This is a genomic window from Roseovarius sp. (genome assembly GCF_030373445.1).
Classification (GTDB): Bacteria; Pseudomonadota; Alphaproteobacteria; order Rhodobacterales; family Rhodobacteraceae; genus Roseovarius.
In genome coordinates this window covers 53,991-73,297 of sequence record NZ_JAUCYU010000007.1, presented here as the reverse complement: position 1 = coordinate 73,297, position 19,307 = coordinate 53,991, and the positions used below count along the sequence as shown (strand labels likewise).

The window sequence follows — 19,307 nt, the reverse complement described above, 5'->3', positions numbered from 1 at the left end:
CGCTGGCGGGCGCGACCGGGGCCACTCAAGAGACCGTCTCTACTCGAAAGTATCTGCGGGCGATCAAGAGTGCAACCTTGGCTGTCGGAGCCCGTCACGATGGGGCGTGATAAGCGTGATGAGAGGCATGAGCCTCAGTGGACCAGATGGATCCTACGGGAACGTGAGCTTCCTGCCTGGAAGGCACTGAGTTTCCCAGCGCGGGAAGCTTACTTTCATCTCCGCGTAAGGTGCTTTGCCGAAGCGAAGTCGAAGCGGAACAATAATGGCGAAGTGTTTCGGTCCCTCCGCAAACTGGCCTCCGATATGGGGTGCAGTGTGAAGACCGCCGGCGCGGCATTGGCAGACCTTCAGGCAAAAGGCTGGATCGTGGCGACGGAGCCATGGCAGCGCGGTGTCGATGGGAAGGGCAGGGCGGCAACCTTCAAGCTGAGCATGTTGCCGATGCCGAACGCGCCGGCGACACAGGAGCCCACAAGATGGCAAGACGGCAATGACTTCCCTGTGACGGTCTACGAAAACTATCGGCCGAAGCCTCGAGGGGTAAAACGGGCCAACCTGAAAATTCAGAACCCACCCCCCCATTCGGGCACACCACTGTGCCCGAGTCGGGCACACTTGAAGGCTGAAAAGTCGTGAACTGTGCCCGATTAGGACACACTTTTCGGGGTTTTGGCGCGATCGACTGTGCCCGGTTAGGGTACATATCTAGTATGCCATCTCCCCCGCGGAGAAAGAGGGGAGAGAGATGGGCGAAAATCTACGTCCGGTCCACACTCTTTTCTGGGTCAATCGTCAGACCAATTGATTTGTACTCACAATCCATAACGCAAAATAACATGTAATCTTAATTACTTGACTTAATCCTGTCTCGGAATCCACATGCTTGGGTAACGCTGGGGTAACAAAGGCCGCTCAAAGCATGGCAAAAGCACCGCCACCTCCTGAATTTAGCACCCGCCGAGGTAGCGGTGCAATCGTGCTGGCGGGTGTCGACGGGCGCAGCATGATGGCTCGGCGATTCCGTGAGATCGTTACCGGCTTCGAGGATGATCTGGGCGGGGATCTGACCGAGGCTCAGCGCCAGGTCATTGCCCGTGCTGCGACGTTGGCGGTGTGGTGCGAAGACCGGGAGACGGAGCTGGCACGGGGCGAGACCTTCGACGCCGGCCAGTATGCGACAATCGCCAACTGTCTACGGCGCCTGCTCGCCGACCTGGGGCTTGAGCGCCGGGCAAGGGATATTACGCCTCAACTTTCAGACTACCTCAAGAGCAAGCAGGCCAATGACTGAGCCCGCGGTTTCCATCGTCGATGCGATGACCGATCCGATGCTGTTCGGGCCCACCTTCGGCGGTGAGAGCTTCGCGGCGTGGCGCGCGCTTCTGGGCGGCTTCTACGGCCTGCCGATGGACGAGGACGAGGCGGAGACCTTCAAGGCACTCACCGGACGCTCTGAGGCGCCCACGAGGCCACATGGCGAATTGTGGCTGGCGATCGGCCGACGTGGCGGCAAGACGCAAGCCGGTGCTGTGCTTGCCCTCTATGAAGCCTGTCTGCGCGACCACCGGGACAAGCTGTCATCGGGCGAGGTCGCAACCGTGATGGTGATCGCAGCCGATCGGCGCCAGGCTCGGACGGCGATGCGGTACATCTCAGGTCTGGTAAACGACAACCCGATGCTGCGCCGGATGGTGAAGCGCGAGACCACCGAAGAGATCGAGTTCAACAACCGCTGTACGATCGAGGTTCATACGGCGAGTTTCCGGGCGGTGCGGGGGTATACTCTTGCGGCCGTGATTGCCGATGAGGTGGCCTTTTGGCACGTCGATGGCGCGAACCCTGACGCCGAGATCATCGCAGCCCTGCGCCCGGCTCTTGCGACCCTCGGTGCACCTCTGATCGCGCTTTCTTCTCCCTACGCGAAGCGAGGGGTGCTCTGGAACCAGTACCGCCGTCACTACGGTGAGGGTGAAAGTTCTGTACTCGTGGCACAGGCGGCAAGTCGGACGATGAACCCGACGCTACCGGAGCGTGTCGTCGACGATGCAATGAAGGATGACGCGGCGCGGGCTTCTGCAGAATACCTGGCCCATTTCCGGAGCGACATTGCCACACTGCTCGCGCCAGAACTGATCGAGAACGCAATGCGGCCGAAGCCGTTGGAGATACCACCTGCAAACGGGCTTGAATATATCGCGTTCACGGATCCCGCCGGCGGCGGGAGCGATGAATTCACGATGGCGATCGGTCACAAGGAAGAGGCCGCCGTGGTCGTGGATCTCGTTCGGGGATTGCGGGGAAGCCCGGCGCAGATCGTTGAGGAGTTCGCTGCTGTTCTCAAGAAATACGGTATTCGCCGCGTGACCGGCGACCGCTATGCCGGACGGTGGCCGCGTGATGAATTCCAGAAGCATTCGATCGAGTATCAGGTCTCGGAACTTGACCGGTCAGGGCTCTACCTCGAGCTGCTTGCGGCGATGAACAGCGGTAGGGTGGAGCTGCCTTGCTGTAAAAAGACCGCTCGGCAATTGGGAGCTCTGGAGAGGCGCACGAGCCGTTCTGGTCGAGATTTGATCGATCACCCGCCCGGCGGGAACGACGACCGCGCTAACGCGGTCGCGGGCCTCGTGGCGGACGCATTGGCAAACCGCGGCCCTGCGATGGTCCGGGTAAAACGTCTCAGAGGGTTTTGAAAGGATTTTAACATGAGTACCGCATCCGATCTTCACGGCAAGCGAGCAAATCGAGCCGCCGGGGCCCGCCCCGTACGAGATTTCATCAACGCTGACGGCTTGCCCAAGCGCCGCGTCCCGGGGGCTTTGGCGTCTGCCACCTTTACGCACCGGGTGGGCGTGAAGCCTGACCACGGCGACCCCGTGATCGAACACGCTCACCGGGCCTTCAACGGCATGGGGCGGGTGCTAGAAGATTTGCACAAGCGGGAGCGCGCGATCAGGGCCGATCGCTCGAAAACGCGGGAGGCGCACAATCTCCGTGTGGCCCAAATGGTCGACAAGCACCTGACGGCGCCAAGCGATGGGGTCGAGGCGGCACGTGGCGCGCTTCGCGCGTCGATCGAGGAAATCGACAGGGAAGTCGAGCGATCGTTCAGAAATCAGATGTCTCGCGAGGACGCGGCAGAGCTGCGGCAAACGCTTCGGACGATGACCCCACAAAAGCGCAGTGCGTATTTCACGGAGGCCATGAAATCCGGTGACTTCTCGCCGATTGCAGCCGCGCTCGCGCATCCATCGGCGGTCGTGAGCGGCATGTCGAAGGCTGAGCGCGTCAAGCTTCGGACGCAATACGAACAGGCCCTGCACGGCGAACAGATTGAGCGGCGGGCGCGTTTGGAACGGGCCGCCGAACAGCTTGAGACAGGATGGGAAATATACTTTGCCGAGGTCACGGGGCTTCGTGATGCCGGGGTCGATGCGCTGGAACAAGCGGCGCGGGCCGCAGAAGATGCAGTGAACCGCCCGATCGTTGACGAGGAGGACGACTGATGGACGTAGCTCGTTTGGGCTTCTTGGTGGATTCGCGCTCCCTCGAGGGGGCCGGGCGGAGACTGCGCAATCTCGGCGACACGGCCGAGCGCACCGAGCGCCGCACGGATCGCGCATCGGCGGGGATCTCGAAGAAGTTCGCGGTCATCGGGGCGGGTATCGCCGTTGCGACATCGGCCATGTTCGCCCTCGGCGGCGCGATCTCGACGATCCGCGAGTTCGACGAGTCGATGTCGCAGGTGGCCGCCATCAGCCGGGCGACCGGCGAAGAGCTCTCTGCGATGCGCGATATTGCCAAGGAGCTGGGTTCGACGACCGAGTTCACCGCCTCCCAGGCGGCTGACGGCCTCAAGTTCCTCAGCATGGCAGGGTTCGAGGCCAGCGAAAGCATTGCCGCCATCCCGGCGGTGCTCGATCTTGCCACGGCGGCGGCGATGGATCTCGGACGCGCGGCCGATATCTCGTCAAACATCATGTCGGCCTTCTCGATCGAGGCGGAAAACGCCGGTTCGGTCGCCGACGTTCTGGCCTCGATTGCGTCGCGCGCAAATACCGACGTCGAGCAACTGGGCACGGCGATGGCTTTCGTCGGCCCGGTGGCCTCGGCCCTCGGGGTCGAGATGAACAAGGCGGCCGCGGCCATCGGTGTTCTTTCCGACAACGGCCTACAGGGGTCGATGGCCGGCACTGGCCTGCGCCGGGTGTTCTCGTCGCTGGCAAATGCCACCCCGCAGGCCACGGCGGCGATCGAGGCGCTTGGACTGACGGTGGAAGAGCTGAACCCGGCCACGACCGAATTGACCGAGATCGTCGACAAACTGGCGGCGACCGGGCTTTCCGCTGCCGACGCGCTGACGATCTTCGGGGATCGCGGCGGCCCGGCCATCCTGGCACTGGTCAACAACAACGACCGTCTGCGCGACCTCACGGCGCGGATGCAGGACGTCGAAGGGGAAGCCAACCGCATGGCGACCACGATGCGCGACAACGTCGGCGGCAGCATCAAGGAGATGTGGTCGGCGTTCCAGGGTCTTGCCATCGCCATCGGTGAGGCCGGCGTGACCGGGGTAATCCGCGGTTTCATCGGCGTGATCACGTCTGCGGTGCAGGCCACGTCCTCCTTTGTCGAGTTCATTTCCGGGGGTGCTGAGGCATTCTTCGCATGGTTCAACGGTCTGTCGACGGCCGAGCGAGCGCAACTGGCGATGGAGCGGGCCATCGACAACACGACCATTGCGACGGGCGACTATATAAACGCTTCGCGCGATCTGGCCCGCCAAATCCAGCATGGCGAACTTGCGACGATCCGCGCGGTCAAGGCGCAGATCGAAGAGGCTCGGGCGCGTCGAGAGCAGATCCGGCTTCTGGAGGAACAGCGTATCGCGGAAGCCCTGAGCAAGGATGAGTACCTGCGCATTCTTCGCGACATCGCCAATGCGCGCTCGGCCCTGACCGCCATTGCCCCGGAAGGAACTGACTTGACCGAAGTGCCGCGTCAGTTGCGGGACGCCTACGAGCAGGCACAACAACGGCTTGTCGACCTGATCGGGGAGCAACAGCGGTTTCTGGATACGGTGCGTGAAGGGATTGCCCTGACAGAAGAAGAATCGGCCGCGCTGGCGCAGGTCGAAGAGAATATCGCAGCGCTGGAAGGCCTTATGCAGCAGTACAACGCCGAGGGTGACTACTCGGTGCAATGGAGCCAGCGCATCGACGAGATTTTCGCAGGCCTGGCTGGCTCGATCGAGGGCGGGTCGCAGGCCATGTCGCTGTTCGGGCAGGCCATCAGCGGGGTCGTTTCGGTCGCGGGCCAGTTGGCCGAGGTGATCTCGAGGATCATGAACATGCTGCCAGGTGTGTCGGCTGGCTTTGGCAACCTCGGCAAGATGGCCTCGTCGATTGCCGAAGGCGTTTCGACGCTCGGGTCCAGCTTCCTCAATTCGGAGGGCATGTCGGCGCTCGGGCAGAACCTGTCCAGGATCGGCAACACGCTTTCGGCGACTTGGGAGAGCGCGGTACGGGCGGCAGGCAACCAGCCTGATGTCCCGAAAACGCCTGGCGGCACATCCGGAGCCAGTGCGGGCGTGCAAGACGGGCTCAGGGAGGCGCAGCGGCTCTATGAAGAGACGCGCACTTCGGCCGAACAATACGCGGCCGCAGTCGCGCGCATCAACGAGCTTCACGCGCAATTCCCGGAGATCGTGACCGAAGAGGTGCGTGACCGTGCGCTCAAGGAATTGAAGCAAGGTTTCGACGAGGCCGGGGAATCGTCGTCCCGCTATGCCTCGACGCTCAAGAGCTCGTTCTCGAGCCTGATCGACGGGATGGTTGATGGTAGCGGTCAGGGTGTCACCGCGCTCGAGGATCTCGGGCGCAGCCTCTTGTCGCTCATGCTCAAGATGCAGTTGTTCCAGCTTCTCGCGCAGGCGATGCCGTCGATCTTCGGAGCCAGCGGCGTGATGCCCCTCGTTTCGAGCGCCAAAGGCAACGTGTTCGAAGGCGGTAACGTCGTTCCTTTCCGGAAAGGCGGGGTCGTCAGTCGTCGGACGGTGTTCCCATTGCAGAATGCGATGGGCGAAATGGGCGAGGCAGGAACTGAAGGCGTCTTTCCCTTGAAGCGCGACCGTGCCGGGCGCTTGGGCGTGATTGCCAGCGGGAGCGAGGGTGGCGGCAGCGGGCCGGTGATTGTCCACAACTATTCCGGCGAACCTGCAACGGCAGAGCGTCGGCGCCAAGGGCCGAACGCGGAGGAAGCGGTGATCGTGACGGTCGGCGACGCAATGTCGCGCGGCCGGCTCGATGGCCCCATGCAAGCCAGGACCGGTATCAGGCCGAGGACGAAGCGACGATGACGACCGCCGTTCTTCTCGATGACCTCGACTTCGGTGGCTTCGAGGTCGGCGCAGATCACTTCTCAATCTTGGTTTGGTTGAGCCAATTCGCCATGTGAAAATCCAACTCCCGCAGGACTTCTTCTGCCTTTTGCGGGTCGTTCCGATTCAAAAGATGATCCATTGCGATGTGCAGACCGCGGTGCATATCCTTAACCGCGTCCGCAGCTTCTTTGTTTGCTACCTTCTTCATTCTTGACCTTCCTCAAACGGACACCCACACCGCCTCCGTTTTCCTCGATGAAATTAACACCGGCGGCTTCTAAGGCGGAACAAATGGCGACGGAGGTTTCAGTGCGACCACCGATCAGGCCGATCTGCGCCTCGAGACGTTTGATAGTGGGCACAGACACGCCCGAGGCTACCGCAAGATCGTTCTGCGACCAGCGAAGCAATGCGCGAGCGGCCTTCACCTGTTCTGTTGATACTTTTGGTATTGACACTGCCTGCCCCTGCATTTGATACCAAAGGTATTATCGCAACATCGGAGGAATGAAAATGCTCAACAAGTTCGAAAACAGCCAATTCGTCGCGAAACTCATGTTCGCAACAGCCAGGATCGTGATGAAAATCTGCCCACGCCTGAACCTAAATTGGGTGTTTGCCCCACTTGTCGCGTATCGGCGGCGGGAGACATTGCTGCTCGACTGAATTAAGGTCGCCATAGCAAGAGGGATGTTCCAGAGCAGAACATCCTTCCGACGCTATGCCGAGTTGATGTAGCAGATCGAGCCGGGAAAGACTGGACCGAAGCCAGAATTAGAGGCAGGCGCCCAACTTCAATTAACCCGCACCGACGCGGCTCGCGCGGCCGGCATGTCGCCACATCGTCAAGTTAATTTTCGACCGAAGTGGTCCAAATAGATCGACCAGCCTTCGTTCGGTGTGAACTTCTGATCGAATGGCAAAAGCGGTTCGCTTGCACTGCCAAACTGTGAGGCGAAGGCTCGTCGACCAGAAAGCATATCATCGTACAGACGGCGAAGATCTTTGTTCATGCCGAATGCATCGTTGGCCAGAATCGGGGGTAGAGCCTGGCCGTCACGAAGATCATCCAGATGAGCCTCAGACGAATCCAAATTGAGCTGCAACACAGAGGGGCGCGTTACTTCGAAAGAGCCCATTCCCTCCATCAGTTGCTCGAACTCCAGGAGGTACTCTGCGGCAAGTTTGTTCTGCGTAGCTAGCTTAACATGCTCTTTCCAAAATCGCTTTTTGAACCAACCAAGCATCAGACCCTCCTCAATGCATCAATCTTAGAGGCATGTGACCACTGGCCGCAATATCACATCGTATTTCGATTTCTGAATCACCAAAAAGGCGTTACCCCACACGTTACCCCTGCGCAGAATTGACGAAAATCCCGTCAAGGGATTCTGTTAAGTAACTGAGTTTTTGGATTTTTTTGGCTCCGGCGGTAGGGATCGAACCTACGACCAATTGATTAACAGTCAACTGCTCTACCGCTGAGCTACGCCGGAACACGAGGCGCGATATAGCAATAGCCTCCGGTGGCGTCCAGTGGGTTTGTGACAAAAATTTCACCGATCCGGGCAGGGCGGGTCACACGCGCCGGAACGTGGCGTGCTGGGAAAGCGCTCCCACCGGCTCGACACGGTTTTTTTGATAAAGATCAATGAGATGCGCGAGCGCGTTGCGTTCGGCGGCGGGCCACATCTGTGGCGGGATATCGGTGTAGACCGCCGCCGTCAGCGCGGCGGCGTCCGCCGCGCCCGCCTCCAGCGCCTGCAGGATCGACGCCTCGCGCCCCTCGCGGTGGGCGATCAGCCAGTCGAGCCGCGCCATCGGCGCCCTGATCGGCGCGCCGTGGCCGGAATGGAAGACCTCCGCCCCCATCTCCCGCAACCGCCGGCACGACGCCATGAAATCGGTCAAATCGCCATCGGGGGGCGAGACGAGCGAACTGGCCCAGCCCATCACCAGGTCGCCGGTAAAAACCGTCTCCCCCATCGCAAGGCACAGGTGGTTGCCAAGGTGCCCCGGCGTCCAGAGCGCGGTGAGCGCCCAGTCCTCGCCCGTGACCGTCTCGCCATCCGCCAGCTCCACATCGGGAACGAACCCCGTGTCGATGCCTTCGCCGGCCTCCTCCAGCCCCTGCGCCGCCATCTCCTGCATCACCGCGCTGCGGCCCGACCCCGACGGCCCGAACCCCAGCACCTGCGCGCCCGTCTCCCGCGCCAGCCGTGCGGCGAGCGGCGAATGGTCGGCATGCGAATGGGTCACGATCACATGGGTCACCTGCTGCCCGGGCCCCAGCGCGCCGAAGATGGCGGCCAGGTGCGCCTCGCTTTCCGGGCCGGGGTCGATCACCGCCACCTGCCGCGCCCCCAGCAGGTAGGTGTTCGTCCCCCGGTACGTCATCGGCGACGGGTTCGGCGCCAGCACCCGGCGCACCCCGCCGCCCAGATCTTCCGCCACGCCCGGTTCCGGGTTGAAATCGCTCTCGTTCATGGCCCTTTCTTACGCACATTTCCTTGGCTAGGTTCAAGCATGTCCTTTCGCTGGCTCAAACCCTACATGCCCCGCAGCCTCTATGGCCGCGCCATCCTGATCCTCCTCCTGCCGGTGGTGACGCTGATGCTGGTGGTCTCGGTGGTCTTCATCCAGCGCCATTTCGAGGGCGTCACCATCCAGATGACCAACTCGGTCAGCCGCGAGGTCCGGCTCATGCTCGACAGCGGCATGACGGCCGAGGAGGTCTCCGACTCGGCGCTCGCCCGCACCCTTCTGATCCGGGTCGACCCGGTGCCCCAGAGCGTGGTGCCGGAGCAGAGCTACCGCCGCTGGTACGATTTCACCGGCGCCACCGTGATCCGCGAGTTCACCGCCCGGCTGCCCGACCTGCTGGCGGTCGACCTGCCGGACGACCAGCGCGTCTCGCTCTTCTTCGAAAGCGATGACGGTCCGATTCGCATGACCTTCGACCGCCGGCGCGTCTCGGCCTCGAACCCGCACCAGCTTTTGGTCAACATGGTGGGCTTTGCCGCGATCATGACCGTGATCGCCTATTTCTACCTGCGCAACCAGCTGCGCCCCATCACGAGGCTCGCCCGCGCGGCCGAGGCGTTCGGACGGGGCCGCCACCTCGAGTACCGCCCCGCCGGCGCGGTCGAGGTCCGCGCCGCCGGCAATGCCTTTCTCGACATGCGCGCCCGGATCGAGCGGCAGATCGAACAGCGCACGCTCATGCTCTCCGGCGTCAGTCACGACCTGCGCACACCGCTCACCCGGCTCAAGCTCGGCCTGTCGATGCTGGATGACGAGGACCGCGAGGCGATGGAACAGGACGTGACCGACATGGAACGCCTGATCGACGAGTTCCTCGATTTCGCCCGCGGCGCCAGCGAGGGCGAGGCGAAACCCGTCGACCCCGTCGCACTGGTGGCCCAGATCGTCGAGGATATGCGCCGGGCCGAGCGCGACGTGACGCTTTACCTCGCCGAGGGCGAGGGCACCGTGGCGCTCCGCAGTGCCGGCATCCGCCGGGCGGTCGAGAACCTGGTCAACAACGCGGTCCGCTATGGCACCAGGGCCGAGGTCTCGGTGCTTCTGACCGACAAGTCCCTGCGCATCCGGGTCGAGGATGACGGCCCCGGCATTCCGAAGGAGCGGCGCGAAGAGGCGGTCAAACCCTTCGTGCGGCTCGACACCGCGCGCAACCAGAACCTCGGCTCGGGCGTGGGCTTGGGCCTCTCGATCGCCACCGACATCGCCCGCGCCCATGGCGGCATGCTGCGGCTGGGCGAAAGCGAACGTCTGGGCGGCTTGCGCGCCGAGCTGGTGATCGGGCGCTGAGGCGGGCAGGGGGGTTACTGCGTCGACAGGCAAAACTGTGCAGACGCGGTTCTCGTTGTGTGTCGGTGCCGGTCCGACCCGACCCGCTTAATTTCCAGATCGTTCCCGAGCTCGAAGAGTTCCACGGCGAAGGCCGTAACCTCGCTCTGGCCCCAGTCACCGCAATCCCCGGCGCGGTAGCGCTTGACGATCTGCTTCCGCCCGGTGTGCACCGCGATCCTCAGCCTCTCCGCCGCCGGCGGGGCCTCCTTGTCAACGTCAACGAAGTGGATCCAGCTGTTGCAGCCGAACGCGTGTTCGAACACGACCTCTTCGCTTTTCGGGTCGAAAAGCTCCAACAGGCAATCATCCCATCTTGCGACAACTGACCGCGCGAAGAGAATCTCCCCATATTCCAGATAGTAGACCTCCTCCCCGGACAGGTCCGTAACCCAGAAAGCCCCGTCCTCTTCGACCAGCTCATAGCTGTTGGCCGCGGCCCGCACGTCATGCCCTTCCTCGAACTCCCGCGGCGACAGCCCCAGCTTGAGCGGATAGTCCTTCAACCCCCGCTCGGTGCGCTGCTCCGCCAGCGCCGCGATGTCCGAGCGCAGCTCCGCCACCGCTGCGTCGAACAGGATCAGCTCGCCCGTCGGCTCGAACTTCTTCGGCATCGCCAGAAGCTTGCCCAGCCGCTCGCTCAGGATCCGGTAGTCGATCTCGGACGACCGCAGCCCCTCTTCCTCGGGCAGGCCGCTCATCCCCTCGGTGTCCCAGCGGTCCTCCGGCGTGACCTCGGCGAACTCTTCCGCGTCGAGATCGTAGCCGAACCCTTCCCTGATCCCCTCGGCCAGGTTGCGGATCGCCTTCTGCGTCACCGCCACCTCCGGCGCCTTGCTCTGCTGCACGTACCAGCGCACGAGGTCATGGGTCGAAACCTTCACATCCACCAGCCGCGCGGTATGCAGGCGTAGCCCCTCCTTCCAGATCCGCTTCGCCTCCTTCTCCGAGACGTAATCGGCCCGGTCGTCCGGCCCGTCGAGCGGGGTGCGGTAGAACATCTCGCTCCAGTCGGGCGAGCCGGGCACGTTGAAGCTCCACGTCTCGCCATCGCCGGGGCCGGGGTCGCCGCCATCGGCCAGCAGGTAATACACGCCCGTCGCCCCCGACATCTCGAACTCGATATCCACGTCGTAGATCCGCGCCTTCAGCTGCGCCTCGCGCGGCAGGTTCAGCAGTTTCACCCGCCGCCGCGCATCCGTCACCAGTTCCGAGACTTCGACCTCGCTGAAATTCGGGTTGAGCTGCCAGCGGAACCGCGTGCCCACAACAGGCTCGCCCAACAAAAGCTCCAGCCGCAGATGCACATCGTAGGTGAAACTCAACCCATCGGTCGCGCCGCGCGGGTTGCCCGAGCCGATATTCTCGATCTTGTAGGTCTCGGCAGGGGCGGGACCCGTGACAAGCACCATCAGCGCACACAGGGCCGCCCGCATCATCGCCGCGCCCATCAGTTCAGCCAGTCGCTGATCAGGTCCTTGCGTGCCTCCGACACCTCACCGGGCATCTCGCCCTCGGCGGCGTCCAGCACCTTCTCCAGCGGGCTGAGCGAGGCGCTCACGATCCCCTCCGGCGCCCCCTCGTTGGCCAGCCGGTAGCCGGTGCCTTCATAGACGTCCTGCACGAACCGCTCCCACGCCCGGTCGCCGCGCAGCTCGTCGGGGTAGGGCTCGTCCTCGCCGCCCACGTAGAGCGATTTCTCAACCACCATCGGGCACCGTATGGCCGCCCGGCACTCCGCGTCCTGCGGCCAGCTCGGGCAGTATTCGCCCCATTTGCAGCTCGGCCCCTCGACCAACTCCCCGGTGGTGGTGACCAGAAGGCTCGCCACCCCGGCGTCATAGCCGTATTTCGAATAAAGCCCGTCCCACCAGGAATAGGAGTAGGTGGTGTACTTCAGCCCCTTCTTCGGCTCCGGTTCGCCCTCGGGCCAGTGCAGGAAGTTCACCGACGCGGCATAGGTGCCGGATCCGCCGCCCTGCGTGTAATACCGGATCTCGGGCTCGCCGTCGCCGTTCAGGTCGGTCTCGTCCACCCCGTTGACGCAACCCTTCTCGTCGCTCCAGACCTGCGCCTCCCCATCGTCCTGCAACCGGAACACCGCCAGCTTCCCGAAGGAGGTCGCGCTGCAATGGTGGAAGTAATACACCCCGGCCTTTTCCAAATAGCCGGTTTCGGCCCCGAACCCCTCGCCGAACTGCTCCCTCAGCTCCGCGAACACCGCCTCCGCCGCGCGCGCCTCGCGCTTCGCCGTGGCCTCCGGTATCTCCGGCGCCTCCGGCACGGGCACACCGTCCTGCGCCGCCGCCATCTCGATCTTGCCACGCGTAAAGGCGACGGTGTTCGCGTTCACCCCCTCCGCCTCGGCGATGGCAAGGTATTCCTGCGCCTTCACCAGGTCACGCGGCAGCAGCGTGCCCAATGCGTACCAGAAGGCCAGCTTCTGCGCGCTCGTGCCATGGCCCGACCGCGCGGCACGGTCCAGCATCACCGCCCCACCCTCGGGGTCATGCGGGATACGCGTCGAGGTCCCATCAATCATGTTGATACCCCAGTAATACTGCGCGCCTGGATAACCGGCCTCCGCCGCTGCGCCCAGTTTTGCGTCGATCGCCGCGTTGTCATACTTGCGAAACAGCCCGCAATGTCGGCGCATATAGCCGATACTGGTCATCGAATAGAAGTCTGTGCCCGCCTCGACTCCCTCGACGATCTCCCGCCGCGCGGCCTCGTCCCCGTCACAGGCCCGCTCCATCCTCGCACGTCCCTCGGTCCGCATGCTCTGCCACGGGCTGGCCAGCGGCTCCGCCGTCACACCCGTCGCATCGAATGCAACCAGGCCGAAGATCGTCGCGGAAAGAAGGCGGGCGGTCCCCGGAAAAATAGTCTGACTCATGACGAATACCCTTGTGCTGAAATCCATTTGAAAACCAATAATGAAGCAGATCGTAGCAGGCCAATCGCCGCCCGATCAACCGTTCGTCGCGAAAAATTCCGAACAGTTTGGCCCGCTTAGCCGCCCGGCCCCGGCAACTCCGCCTCGACCGTGTCGCGGATATACCCCCGCAGGCCCCGCGCCCCCTCGAGCGAGATATGCCCGCTGTCGTGGTAAAGCGGCCGCCCGTCGAGATACCAGATATACCGCCCCTCGACCATGAAGGGCAGGGGGAGTTCCACCACGTGCACACCCTCCGCCTGCCGCGCGGTGAACACGTCCAGCACGTATTGCTGGATGGCATCATTGTCCGGCACGTTGACGAAGGTGTTGGCAATCAGCGTGTCCACCTCCGCATCCGCCCCGTGCCCTGTCAGGATCAGCTTCTCCAGCAGAAGCTTCGGCGTCACCTTCTGCTCGGGCACTTCCGTCACCAGGAACACCGCGATCCCGGCGTCCCGGTAGAATTCGATGGTCCGGTCGACGGCCGCCTCGAACACGGCACGCGACTGCGCCATGTCGCCCCGGTTCCCGTTCAGCTCCTCGGCCAGGAAATAGCGCGGGTTCGCCCCCGCATAGACCGGCCCGGTGTAAAGCGTCCACCGCCCCACCAGAAACACCGCCGCCACCCCCTCGGCCCTCAACGCCTCGGCCAGCCGCTCGGTGTAGCCATGGCAGGACAGCTCGTCCTTCCGGCTGCGCGACGTATAGACCCCAAGGATCGGCGGACAGCCCGGATGCGTTCCGGCCAGCACCCGCACCGGCCGCTCCGCCGCCACCGTCTCGAAGGCCGGCAGCAGCGAGATCGCGTAGCTGTCGCCGATCACCGCGATGGCCTCCTCCGCCCCCTCCGGGGCGAAGGCGGTGCAGAACACGTCCTCCGGCCGAACGGTCTGGGCCAGCTCGGAACAGGTCTGGTACTCCGGCCGCTCCTCGAGCGAGGCCAGCGCCGCCCGCAGCGGGGAATCCCCCCGCAGATCCAGCCGCGCCGGGAACCCGCTGCCCATGAAACCCGCCATGCCGATGGCGAAGAACAGCACCGTCACCCCGCCGCTCGCCCACAGCAGCCGCGCCCGCCCGGGCAGGATCGCCGCCGGCCGCTGCCGGAAGGGCCGCTCCACGAACCGCCAGGTCAGCGCCGCCAGCACGAAGCTGAGCCCCGCCAGCACGATCATCAGCGCGTCCGACGGCGGGTCGAAGCTGCGGATGCGGGCAAAGGCGAAGAGCGGCTGGTGCCACAGGTAGGCGGAGTAGCTCACCAGCCCGATGCCCACCACCGGCCCCAGCGACAAAAGCCGCCCCGCCACCGTGCCCGGTCCGGCGAACAGGATCACCAGCACCGTGCCACCGACCGGCAACAGCGTGTAGACCGACGGGAAGGGCGTGCCCGCGCCATAGACCACTGCCGCCGCCCCGATCATCACCAGCCCCAGCGCGGCGGGAATCTCGCGCCCCTCTACCTTTCGGTCGATAAGCCACAGCGCACAAAGCGCCCCCGCCATCAGCTCCCAGAACCTTGACGGGGTGAAGTAGAAATTCGCCGCCGGGTGGTTCCGCCACCCCCATTCCGCCACCGCCAGCGACAGAACCGCCAGCACCGCTATGGCGCCGAACGCCACCCGCTTTCCGCCCTTCAGCACCAGCCCCAGAAGCAGCGGAAAGACCAGGTAGAACTGCTCCTCCACCCCCAGAGACCACGTATGCAGCAGCGGCTGATACTCGTTGGCAGCGGTGAAATAGCCCCGCACGTTCTCGAGGAAATGAAAGTTCGACACGAAGAACGACGCGAACGCCATGCTGCGCGCGAATGTCTGCAACTCGTAGGGCGGCATCCACAGAAGCGCGAAGGGAATGCAGGCCGCCATGACCAGGAACAGCGCCGGCAGAATGCGCCTCGCCCGCCGCTCGTAGAACTTCGCCAGCGAATAGCTGCCCTTCCGGCGATCCTCGATCAGGATGGTGGTGATCAGGTAGCCGGAGATGACGAAGAACACGTCGACGCCCACGAACCCGCCCGGCAGCACGGAAAGCCCGGCATGAAACAGGATGACCGGCACCACGGCCACCGCCCGCAAGCCATCGATCTCAGACCTGTATTTCACCCGGAAATCCGCTTTTGAAAATGGCGCCGGACCGGCGCAGACCTATTGCCGGATGCGATAGCGGAAAGCGGTGGGCGGTGTCCAGTGGCGAGGGGTACGTTACCGTACGACTGTGGAAGGAGGCGCCACTTCCGGCCCCATTCGCCGGCGCATTGAGCGCATCAACGACATCTCACCGCCAGTCCGGGGACCGTCCGCGCTAATCCTCTTCCTCCACCCAGAATATGAAGGCTCGATCGGCATCGTAACCGATCACTCCGGAATCGAATGTGGCTTTTGTCAGGGGAATCCACCCCGTATCTTCGTTCAGGCCCCAGTACCCGTTGCTCAGGAAGGTCGCATCGGCCTTCAAACCGGCAAGCGCGGCCCGGGCTTCCTCAAGTCGGCCTTGCCTGGGCGCATACGTGTCCATGACCAGGCTGAGCGTGCCGGCCACGGCCAGCACATGGGCCGCCTGGTCCCGCGTCAGGCGCACCATCCTGTCCGTTGCGAACGGGTCCAGGTCACCGGTCGGATACCCCAACCGGCTCGCGATACTCCGACCCGGCGCACCATCCCGGCCAACCGGCCTTTCGCCGACCCACCACCGCGCGGCCTTCCGTCGAGCGTAGCGCCTGAAAAGCTTCTCGAGGTCTTCCATTCAAACAGGGCCCCGGAGCGCACCGAGCCTCCCTACCTCAATTCCCAACGCAATAGGTCGACCCGCGATACAGCACCGATGCCCAGGGCGGGCAGAGACTGTCGACCTTGCGCACCCGCTTGACCGTCACGACCGTGGTGGTGGTGGTGGTGGCAGTCCCCCGACCCAGCCGCGCATCGGCGCAGGCATTGATCCACGCGGCCTCGCCGGCGCCGACACTCCCGTGCGGCAGGATACGCAGCACGGTATCGCCGCCCCACGCATAGGCCACGTAGGTCGCCTGTATCTTCGGCGCCCCGCGCAGGCCAAGCTCGTACTGGCAGTCGATGATCGCCTGGTGCTGCACGGTCGCCGGGATATGCCTGGCGGCGGTATCCGCATGGGCCGGTTGAAAGGGCAGGGCGGCGGCACAGGCCAGCAGGCAAGGTGTGAGCAAATTTCGCATTTTCAAGTCCACTTCCGTCCAACGCGGCACGTGCCGCAGGAACGCCACCGAAATCCGCGGCGGCGCAGGGATGTCCGTAGAAGTAGCGCGCCGACCGGCATTGTAAAGACATGCCCGCCGGGAATCCGGACCAGAACGGTTTTGGAACTGGTAGGCCCGGAGGGACTCGAATTCTGCATTCGCCAAACAAAATCAATGACTTGCGAGACGTTTTGTAACCATGTAACCGGCCGAAAAATGGGCCGCGATTGCTCTCTACTCACATGCGATTCCGTCGCCATCGCGATCAAGTCCGTATACATCTCTGCCAACAACTTGGACTGGTCCGCGGACATAAGCCGGGCCATTACCTGAACCGCCGGCACAATCAACGTCACTCGCAATTGGGACGCAGGCTCCCCGATAGCTGGGGTGGCAATCCGAACTGGAATTGCTGGATTGTGAGGCTGAGCGGTGACAATGATAAGGTTGTGATCCAGCATGGCACCCGTTTGCATCAAGACCGCCCGAATGGGCCAAAGACAATGTGGGTGAGCATGCGGCCGCGACAATCGCGACTAGTCGGCTGACTTTGGTATGGTAATTCACGAACTATCCTCCCTCGTGGCAGATCGGTTGAGAGGGAAATCTATCAAGGGTTGTATCAACTTAATAATACATTCTTGGGTAATATTTGGATCTTTTGCATTGGAGCTTCAGCCCTTGGCTGCGCGGACAGAGCACCAGAAATGAACTCAAGTGAAAACCCGCCAGCATTGGCTGGCGGGCTATTACGATTCATCTGTTGGAACGACTATGACAGATTGAATTCTGCTTTCAGCCTGGGGCGAATTCGACGGGCTGCGCCTGCGTAGGTGCGACCAGTCTCTTCCCACTGGCCGAACTCTACAAAACTGCCAATCGCATCACCTACGTCATTGCGCGCGTTGATCTGCATCTGTGACTTGTCATTCCAAACTCCGCCACAAGCCGCATGCAGTTCAGATGCAGTCTTGGGACCGGGAAACTGAATGTAGTAGTCGAGCGCCTCGCAAAAGCGATCCTGTTTCTTGTTCATTTTCCACCCTCTTTCGAAGTGGGCAGCCGATACTGACGTTCCCCTGCGTCCGCTTCATTGTTGATGCAGGTAGCTTCGGCCAGTTCTTCAAAACCCCGCTCCAACATTTCAACATCACTCTGCAGCCCGAGGATATCGTTTTTGAGCCAATGCAACTCGGTAGACGGATCGTCACATTCGCGCAAACGCTCGAACACAAACTCCCGCACATCTGCCGGCCAACTACTAGCCTCGAAGAAACCGTCCGCGACATAATCGCCGATGGTTTCCTCACTAATGTGCCGTGGTCCGGCCAAAGTAGAGGTTGCACTAACCTTGAAAAAAGGCGCATCAAGGAAGCGCTTGAAAAGCTCCTTCTCTGTCAGAGTTGCGGCCGGCTTATCGGTAGTGCTAGTCTCGGTAGTCATAAGAGACTCCTTACAATTGGGTTTCTGTTTGGTGAAAGGGGCGGCATCGTCCGCATCGGGCGACCGGGAGTTCTTTTCCGCTTCGTTGAAAATGATATCGAGTTCGGCGTCATCAGGCATTAAAGCCTGCGTAGCGTCCCATAAGGAATTGAACTCCCGCGAGATAATCTTGAGCCTCTCAACAAGCGCACAAAGCTCATCAATGGCAAACTCCATATCGCCGGCCGGATCATCGGATTCACTCAGTCTATCGAGCATGCAAATCCCCATATCCTCCGGGATGCAGTCTGCATCATAGATAGGTTCGCCAAGAATTTCCCCCGGTGTCTCTCCTACTTCTTTTCCCTCAAACAGTGTCGAAGTCGGACCAGCACGCAACGGCGCGTCAAGAAATCGTTCGAAAAGTTCCTTCTCAGTCATCGTTGCGAACATGAATTTGTTCATGATATGGTCATGCTTAGACTTGGCGACCATTGCGCGGAGTCTTGGGTTGAGTGCCATTTTCAGATCCTTTCGTAATTGGCGTCTCAATTAAGCGGTTCGGTCTGGCGTCGAGTGTGAGAATTTGGTTGCCAGCCGGCCGCGACTCGTGGGCTAAACGCCCGTTACCTTCCACTGTGGGAAGTCCTTGCGGACCCGCTTTTTTAGCAGGTCGAGCATCTTGTTGAGTTTCACGGCCTCGTTGATGGCCGTGGCCCTGTCTGTCGTGTCTGAGATTTCAAGCTCGGCGAGGCGGGCTTTGATTTCACTCTGCTTGTATTCATTCACCGACTTAGCGATCAGTTGAGTGAGGTCTTGCAAAATCCCGATCGTCGCTTCTGCGCGACCAAGCGCACCCTTTGCCTCACCAAATAGATCAACGTCCCCGTATGCGTCTCTATCTACGACAAATTCTTCCGGGTCGCGCTCGTTGTCGAAGTCTGGAATTTGGAATCCTGCGATACCGGCAATCTGGTTAAGGTCGTCAAGGTTCGGATCATTCTTCGCCCATTCGGAATAGGGGGTGCGAACAAAGGAGGCGATAGCGTCGCCGCCTTTCCGGGCTTCTTCTTTTGCCAGCTCCTTTTCCCTTTGGCGCTGGCGTCTCTTACGTTCAGTCGGCGTCAAAGCCATTGTCTAATCTCCTGCGTGACCGTGACCTTTATGTAGTCACGGTCACGCATCACGTCAACGACTTTCTACATCATCCCGCACGAATTCCGGCCACACGCCGCCAATCTCGCCCAGAGTGCGCACGACTTCAGTCTCGGCGTCGGTGCCCTCGCGCTCGAAGGGCTCCGCGACCAATTGGGTGAGCGCCGCTTTGAGCCGCGCATAGATGGTGTCGCTTAGGTAGATTTCGGTGCGCTCGATAGGTGCGTTCATGTTCGTGTGTCCTTCTCTCTGGTAGCGTGAATATCCAGATCAATTGCACACGCGGAATCCACTGATCAAGCGAAAAGTGTCGCGTAAGTTATTGTTTTTAT

At 62.2% G+C, this 19,307-nt stretch carries 21 protein-coding genes and 1 tRNA gene; 7 read left to right on the top strand and 15 right to left on the bottom strand.

Annotated features, from left to right (window positions below):
- Window positions 1–99 precede the first annotated feature (99 nt).
- From QUV18_RS23580 to QUV18_RS13775, 5 genes are all read left to right on the top strand, one after another.
- Complete coding sequence (locus tag QUV18_RS23580) at window positions 100–639, top strand: helix-turn-helix domain-containing protein (RefSeq protein ID WP_366914660.1); 540 nt, start codon at window positions 100–102, stop codon at window positions 637–639.
- A gap of 283 nt (window positions 640–922) precedes the next feature.
- A complete protein-coding gene (locus tag QUV18_RS13790; protein WP_300894557.1) occupies window positions 923–1,294 on the top strand; it encodes a hypothetical protein in 372 nt (123 codons plus the stop codon).
- Entirely contained in the window at window positions 1,287–2,696 is a 1,410-nt protein-coding gene (locus tag QUV18_RS13785; RefSeq protein WP_300894556.1) for a hypothetical protein, read from the top strand. Before QUV18_RS13790 ends, QUV18_RS13785 begins: the two co-directional genes overlap by 8 nt.
- 12 nt (window positions 2,697–2,708) lie before the next feature.
- A complete protein-coding gene (locus QUV18_RS13780) occupies window positions 2,709–3,509 on the top strand; it encodes a hypothetical protein (protein WP_300894555.1) in 801 nt (266 codons plus the stop codon).
- Complete coding sequence (locus tag QUV18_RS13775) at window positions 3,509–6,361, top strand: phage tail tape measure protein (protein ID WP_300894554.1); 2,853 nt, start codon at window positions 3,509–3,511, stop codon at window positions 6,359–6,361. The genes QUV18_RS13780 and QUV18_RS13775 overlap by 1 nt, the downstream gene beginning before the upstream one ends.
- 55 nt (window positions 6,362–6,416) lie before the next feature.
- On the opposite strand, the gene QUV18_RS13770 is transcribed toward QUV18_RS13775, so the two are convergent.
- Together QUV18_RS13770 and QUV18_RS13765 are read right to left on the bottom strand one after the other, a co-directional pair.
- A complete protein-coding gene (locus QUV18_RS13770) occupies window positions 6,417–6,593 on the bottom strand; it encodes a hypothetical protein (RefSeq protein WP_300894552.1) in 177 nt (58 codons plus the stop codon).
- Window positions 6,553–6,858 carry a helix-turn-helix transcriptional regulator gene (locus tag QUV18_RS13765; RefSeq protein ID WP_300894551.1) on the bottom strand — a complete coding sequence of 102 codons (306 nt, stop codon included), beginning with the start codon at window positions 6,856–6,858 and terminating at the stop codon, window positions 6,553–6,555. The genes QUV18_RS13770 and QUV18_RS13765 overlap by 41 nt, the downstream gene beginning before the upstream one ends.
- A gap of 34 nt (window positions 6,859–6,892) precedes the next feature.
- On the opposite strand from QUV18_RS13765, the gene QUV18_RS13760 reads away from it, so the two are divergent.
- Window positions 6,893–7,051: a hypothetical protein gene (locus QUV18_RS13760; RefSeq protein ID WP_300894549.1), complete on the top strand. Its 159-nt coding sequence runs from the start codon at window positions 6,893–6,895 to the stop codon at window positions 7,049–7,051.
- Between the two features lie 179 nt (window positions 7,052–7,230).
- Here QUV18_RS13760 and QUV18_RS13755 read toward each other — a convergent pair whose 3' ends face one another.
- From QUV18_RS13755 to QUV18_RS13745, 3 genes are all read right to left on the bottom strand, one after another.
- The gene (locus tag QUV18_RS13755; protein ID WP_300894548.1) at window positions 7,231–7,632 is read right to left on the bottom strand and encodes a hypothetical protein; all 402 of its coding nucleotides are present in this window, start codon (window positions 7,630–7,632) and stop codon (window positions 7,231–7,233) included.
- 174 nt (window positions 7,633–7,806) lie between these two features.
- Window positions 7,807–7,881: transfer RNA gene (locus QUV18_RS13750), tRNA-Asn, on the bottom strand.
- An 82-nt stretch (window positions 7,882–7,963) separates the two neighbouring features.
- The gene (locus QUV18_RS13745) at window positions 7,964–8,872 is read right to left on the bottom strand and encodes an MBL fold metallo-hydrolase (protein WP_300894547.1); all 909 of its coding nucleotides are present in this window, start codon (window positions 8,870–8,872) and stop codon (window positions 7,964–7,966) included.
- A gap of 39 nt (window positions 8,873–8,911) precedes the next feature.
- Between QUV18_RS13745 and QUV18_RS13740 the strand changes: the two genes are divergently transcribed.
- Window positions 8,912–10,216: an ATP-binding protein gene (locus tag QUV18_RS13740; RefSeq protein ID WP_300894546.1), complete on the top strand. Its 1,305-nt coding sequence runs from the start codon at window positions 8,912–8,914 to the stop codon at window positions 10,214–10,216.
- A 14-nt stretch (window positions 10,217–10,230) separates the two neighbouring features.
- Here QUV18_RS13740 and QUV18_RS13735 read toward each other — a convergent pair whose 3' ends face one another.
- The 10 genes from QUV18_RS13735 to QUV18_RS13695 all read right to left on the bottom strand — a co-directional run bounded on the left by QUV18_RS13735 (window position 10,231) and on the right by QUV18_RS13695 (window position 19,206).
- Window positions 10,231–11,706 (bottom strand): hypothetical protein, encoded by a 1,476-nt coding sequence (locus QUV18_RS13735; RefSeq protein WP_300894545.1) that lies wholly within the window; start codon window positions 11,704–11,706, stop codon window positions 10,231–10,233.
- A complete protein-coding gene (locus tag QUV18_RS13730; protein WP_300894544.1) occupies window positions 11,706–13,151 on the bottom strand; it encodes a hypothetical protein in 1,446 nt (481 codons plus the stop codon). The genes QUV18_RS13735 and QUV18_RS13730 overlap by 1 nt, the downstream gene beginning before the upstream one ends.
- A 116-nt stretch (window positions 13,152–13,267) precedes the next feature.
- The gene (locus QUV18_RS13725; RefSeq protein WP_300894543.1) at window positions 13,268–15,292 is read right to left on the bottom strand and encodes an acyltransferase family protein; all 2,025 of its coding nucleotides are present in this window, start codon (window positions 15,290–15,292) and stop codon (window positions 13,268–13,270) included.
- A 199-nt stretch (window positions 15,293–15,491) separates the two neighbouring features.
- Window positions 15,492–15,932, bottom strand: coding sequence for a hypothetical protein (locus QUV18_RS13720; RefSeq protein WP_300894542.1), 441 nt, complete (start codon window positions 15,930–15,932; stop codon window positions 15,492–15,494).
- Between the two features lie 37 nt (window positions 15,933–15,969).
- Complete coding sequence (locus tag QUV18_RS13715; protein ID WP_300894541.1) at window positions 15,970–16,377, bottom strand: hypothetical protein; 408 nt, start codon at window positions 16,375–16,377, stop codon at window positions 15,970–15,972.
- A 255-nt stretch (window positions 16,378–16,632) separates the two neighbouring features.
- A complete protein-coding gene (locus QUV18_RS23575) occupies window positions 16,633–16,965 on the bottom strand; it encodes a YHYH domain-containing protein (protein WP_366914659.1) in 333 nt (110 codons plus the stop codon).
- Window positions 16,966–17,170: 205 nt separating this feature from the next.
- Window positions 17,171–17,434, bottom strand: a complete 264-nt coding sequence (locus tag QUV18_RS13710) for a hypothetical protein (protein ID WP_300894540.1) — start codon at window positions 17,432–17,434, stop codon at window positions 17,171–17,173.
- Window positions 17,431–18,342: a hypothetical protein gene (locus QUV18_RS13705; RefSeq protein ID WP_300894539.1), complete on the bottom strand. Its 912-nt coding sequence runs from the start codon at window positions 18,340–18,342 to the stop codon at window positions 17,431–17,433. The genes QUV18_RS13710 and QUV18_RS13705 overlap by 4 nt, the downstream gene beginning before the upstream one ends.
- A 93-nt stretch (window positions 18,343–18,435) precedes the next feature.
- Window positions 18,436–18,954 (bottom strand): hypothetical protein, encoded by a 519-nt coding sequence (locus QUV18_RS13700; RefSeq protein ID WP_300894537.1) that lies wholly within the window; start codon window positions 18,952–18,954, stop codon window positions 18,436–18,438.
- 54 nt (window positions 18,955–19,008) lie between these two features.
- Window positions 19,009–19,206, bottom strand: coding sequence for a hypothetical protein (locus tag QUV18_RS13695; RefSeq protein WP_300894536.1), 198 nt, complete (start codon window positions 19,204–19,206; stop codon window positions 19,009–19,011).
- Window positions 19,207–19,307: the final 101 nt, after the last annotated feature.

Bases quoted from the DNA above. Each gene is read 5' to 3' on its own strand.
- QUV18_RS13745 (WP_300894547.1), bottom strand. From the start codon at position 8,872: ATGAACGAGAGCGATTTCAACCCGGAACCGGGCGTGGCGGAAGATCTG.
- QUV18_RS13700 (WP_300894537.1), bottom strand. From the start codon at position 18,954: ATGGCTTTGACGCCGACTGAACGTAAGAGACGCCAGCGCCAAAGGGAA.
- QUV18_RS23580 (WP_366914660.1), top strand. From the start codon at position 100: ATGGGGCGTGATAAGCGTGATGAGAGGCATGAGCCTCAGTGGACCAGA.
- QUV18_RS13780 (WP_300894555.1), top strand. From the start codon at position 2,709: ATGAGTACCGCATCCGATCTTCACGGCAAGCGAGCAAATCGAGCCGCC.
- QUV18_RS13765 (WP_300894551.1), bottom strand. From the start codon at position 6,858: ATGCAGGGGCAGGCAGTGTCAATACCAAAAGTATCAACAGAACAGGTG.
- QUV18_RS13715 (WP_300894541.1), bottom strand. From the start codon at position 16,377: ATGCGAAATTTGCTCACACCTTGCCTGCTGGCCTGTGCCGCCGCCCTG.
- QUV18_RS13790 (WP_300894557.1), top strand. From the start codon at position 923: ATGGCAAAAGCACCGCCACCTCCTGAATTTAGCACCCGCCGAGGTAGC.
- QUV18_RS13720 (WP_300894542.1), bottom strand. From the start codon at position 15,932: ATGGAAGACCTCGAGAAGCTTTTCAGGCGCTACGCTCGACGGAAGGCC.
- QUV18_RS13710 (WP_300894540.1), bottom strand. From the start codon at position 17,434: ATGAACAAGAAACAGGATCGCTTTTGCGAGGCGCTCGACTACTACATT.
- QUV18_RS13740 (WP_300894546.1), top strand. From the start codon at position 8,912: ATGTCCTTTCGCTGGCTCAAACCCTACATGCCCCGCAGCCTCTATGGC.
- QUV18_RS13760 (WP_300894549.1), top strand. From the start codon at position 6,893: ATGAAAATGCTCAACAAGTTCGAAAACAGCCAATTCGTCGCGAAACTC.
- QUV18_RS13785 (WP_300894556.1), top strand. From the start codon at position 1,287: ATGACTGAGCCCGCGGTTTCCATCGTCGATGCGATGACCGATCCGATG.
- QUV18_RS13705 (WP_300894539.1), bottom strand. From the start codon at position 18,342: ATGGCACTCAACCCAAGACTCCGCGCAATGGTCGCCAAGTCTAAGCAT.
- QUV18_RS13770 (WP_300894552.1), bottom strand. From the start codon at position 6,593: ATGAAGAAGGTAGCAAACAAAGAAGCTGCGGACGCGGTTAAGGATATG.
- QUV18_RS13775 (WP_300894554.1), top strand. From the start codon at position 3,509: ATGGACGTAGCTCGTTTGGGCTTCTTGGTGGATTCGCGCTCCCTCGAG.
- QUV18_RS13730 (WP_300894544.1), bottom strand. From the start codon at position 13,151: ATGAGTCAGACTATTTTTCCGGGGACCGCCCGCCTTCTTTCCGCGACG.
- QUV18_RS13755 (WP_300894548.1), bottom strand. From the start codon at position 7,632: ATGCTTGGTTGGTTCAAAAAGCGATTTTGGAAAGAGCATGTTAAGCTA.
- QUV18_RS13695 (WP_300894536.1), bottom strand. From the start codon at position 19,206: ATGAACGCACCTATCGAGCGCACCGAAATCTACCTAAGCGACACCATC.
- QUV18_RS13735 (WP_300894545.1), bottom strand. From the start codon at position 11,706: ATGGGCGCGGCGATGATGCGGGCGGCCCTGTGTGCGCTGATGGTGCTT.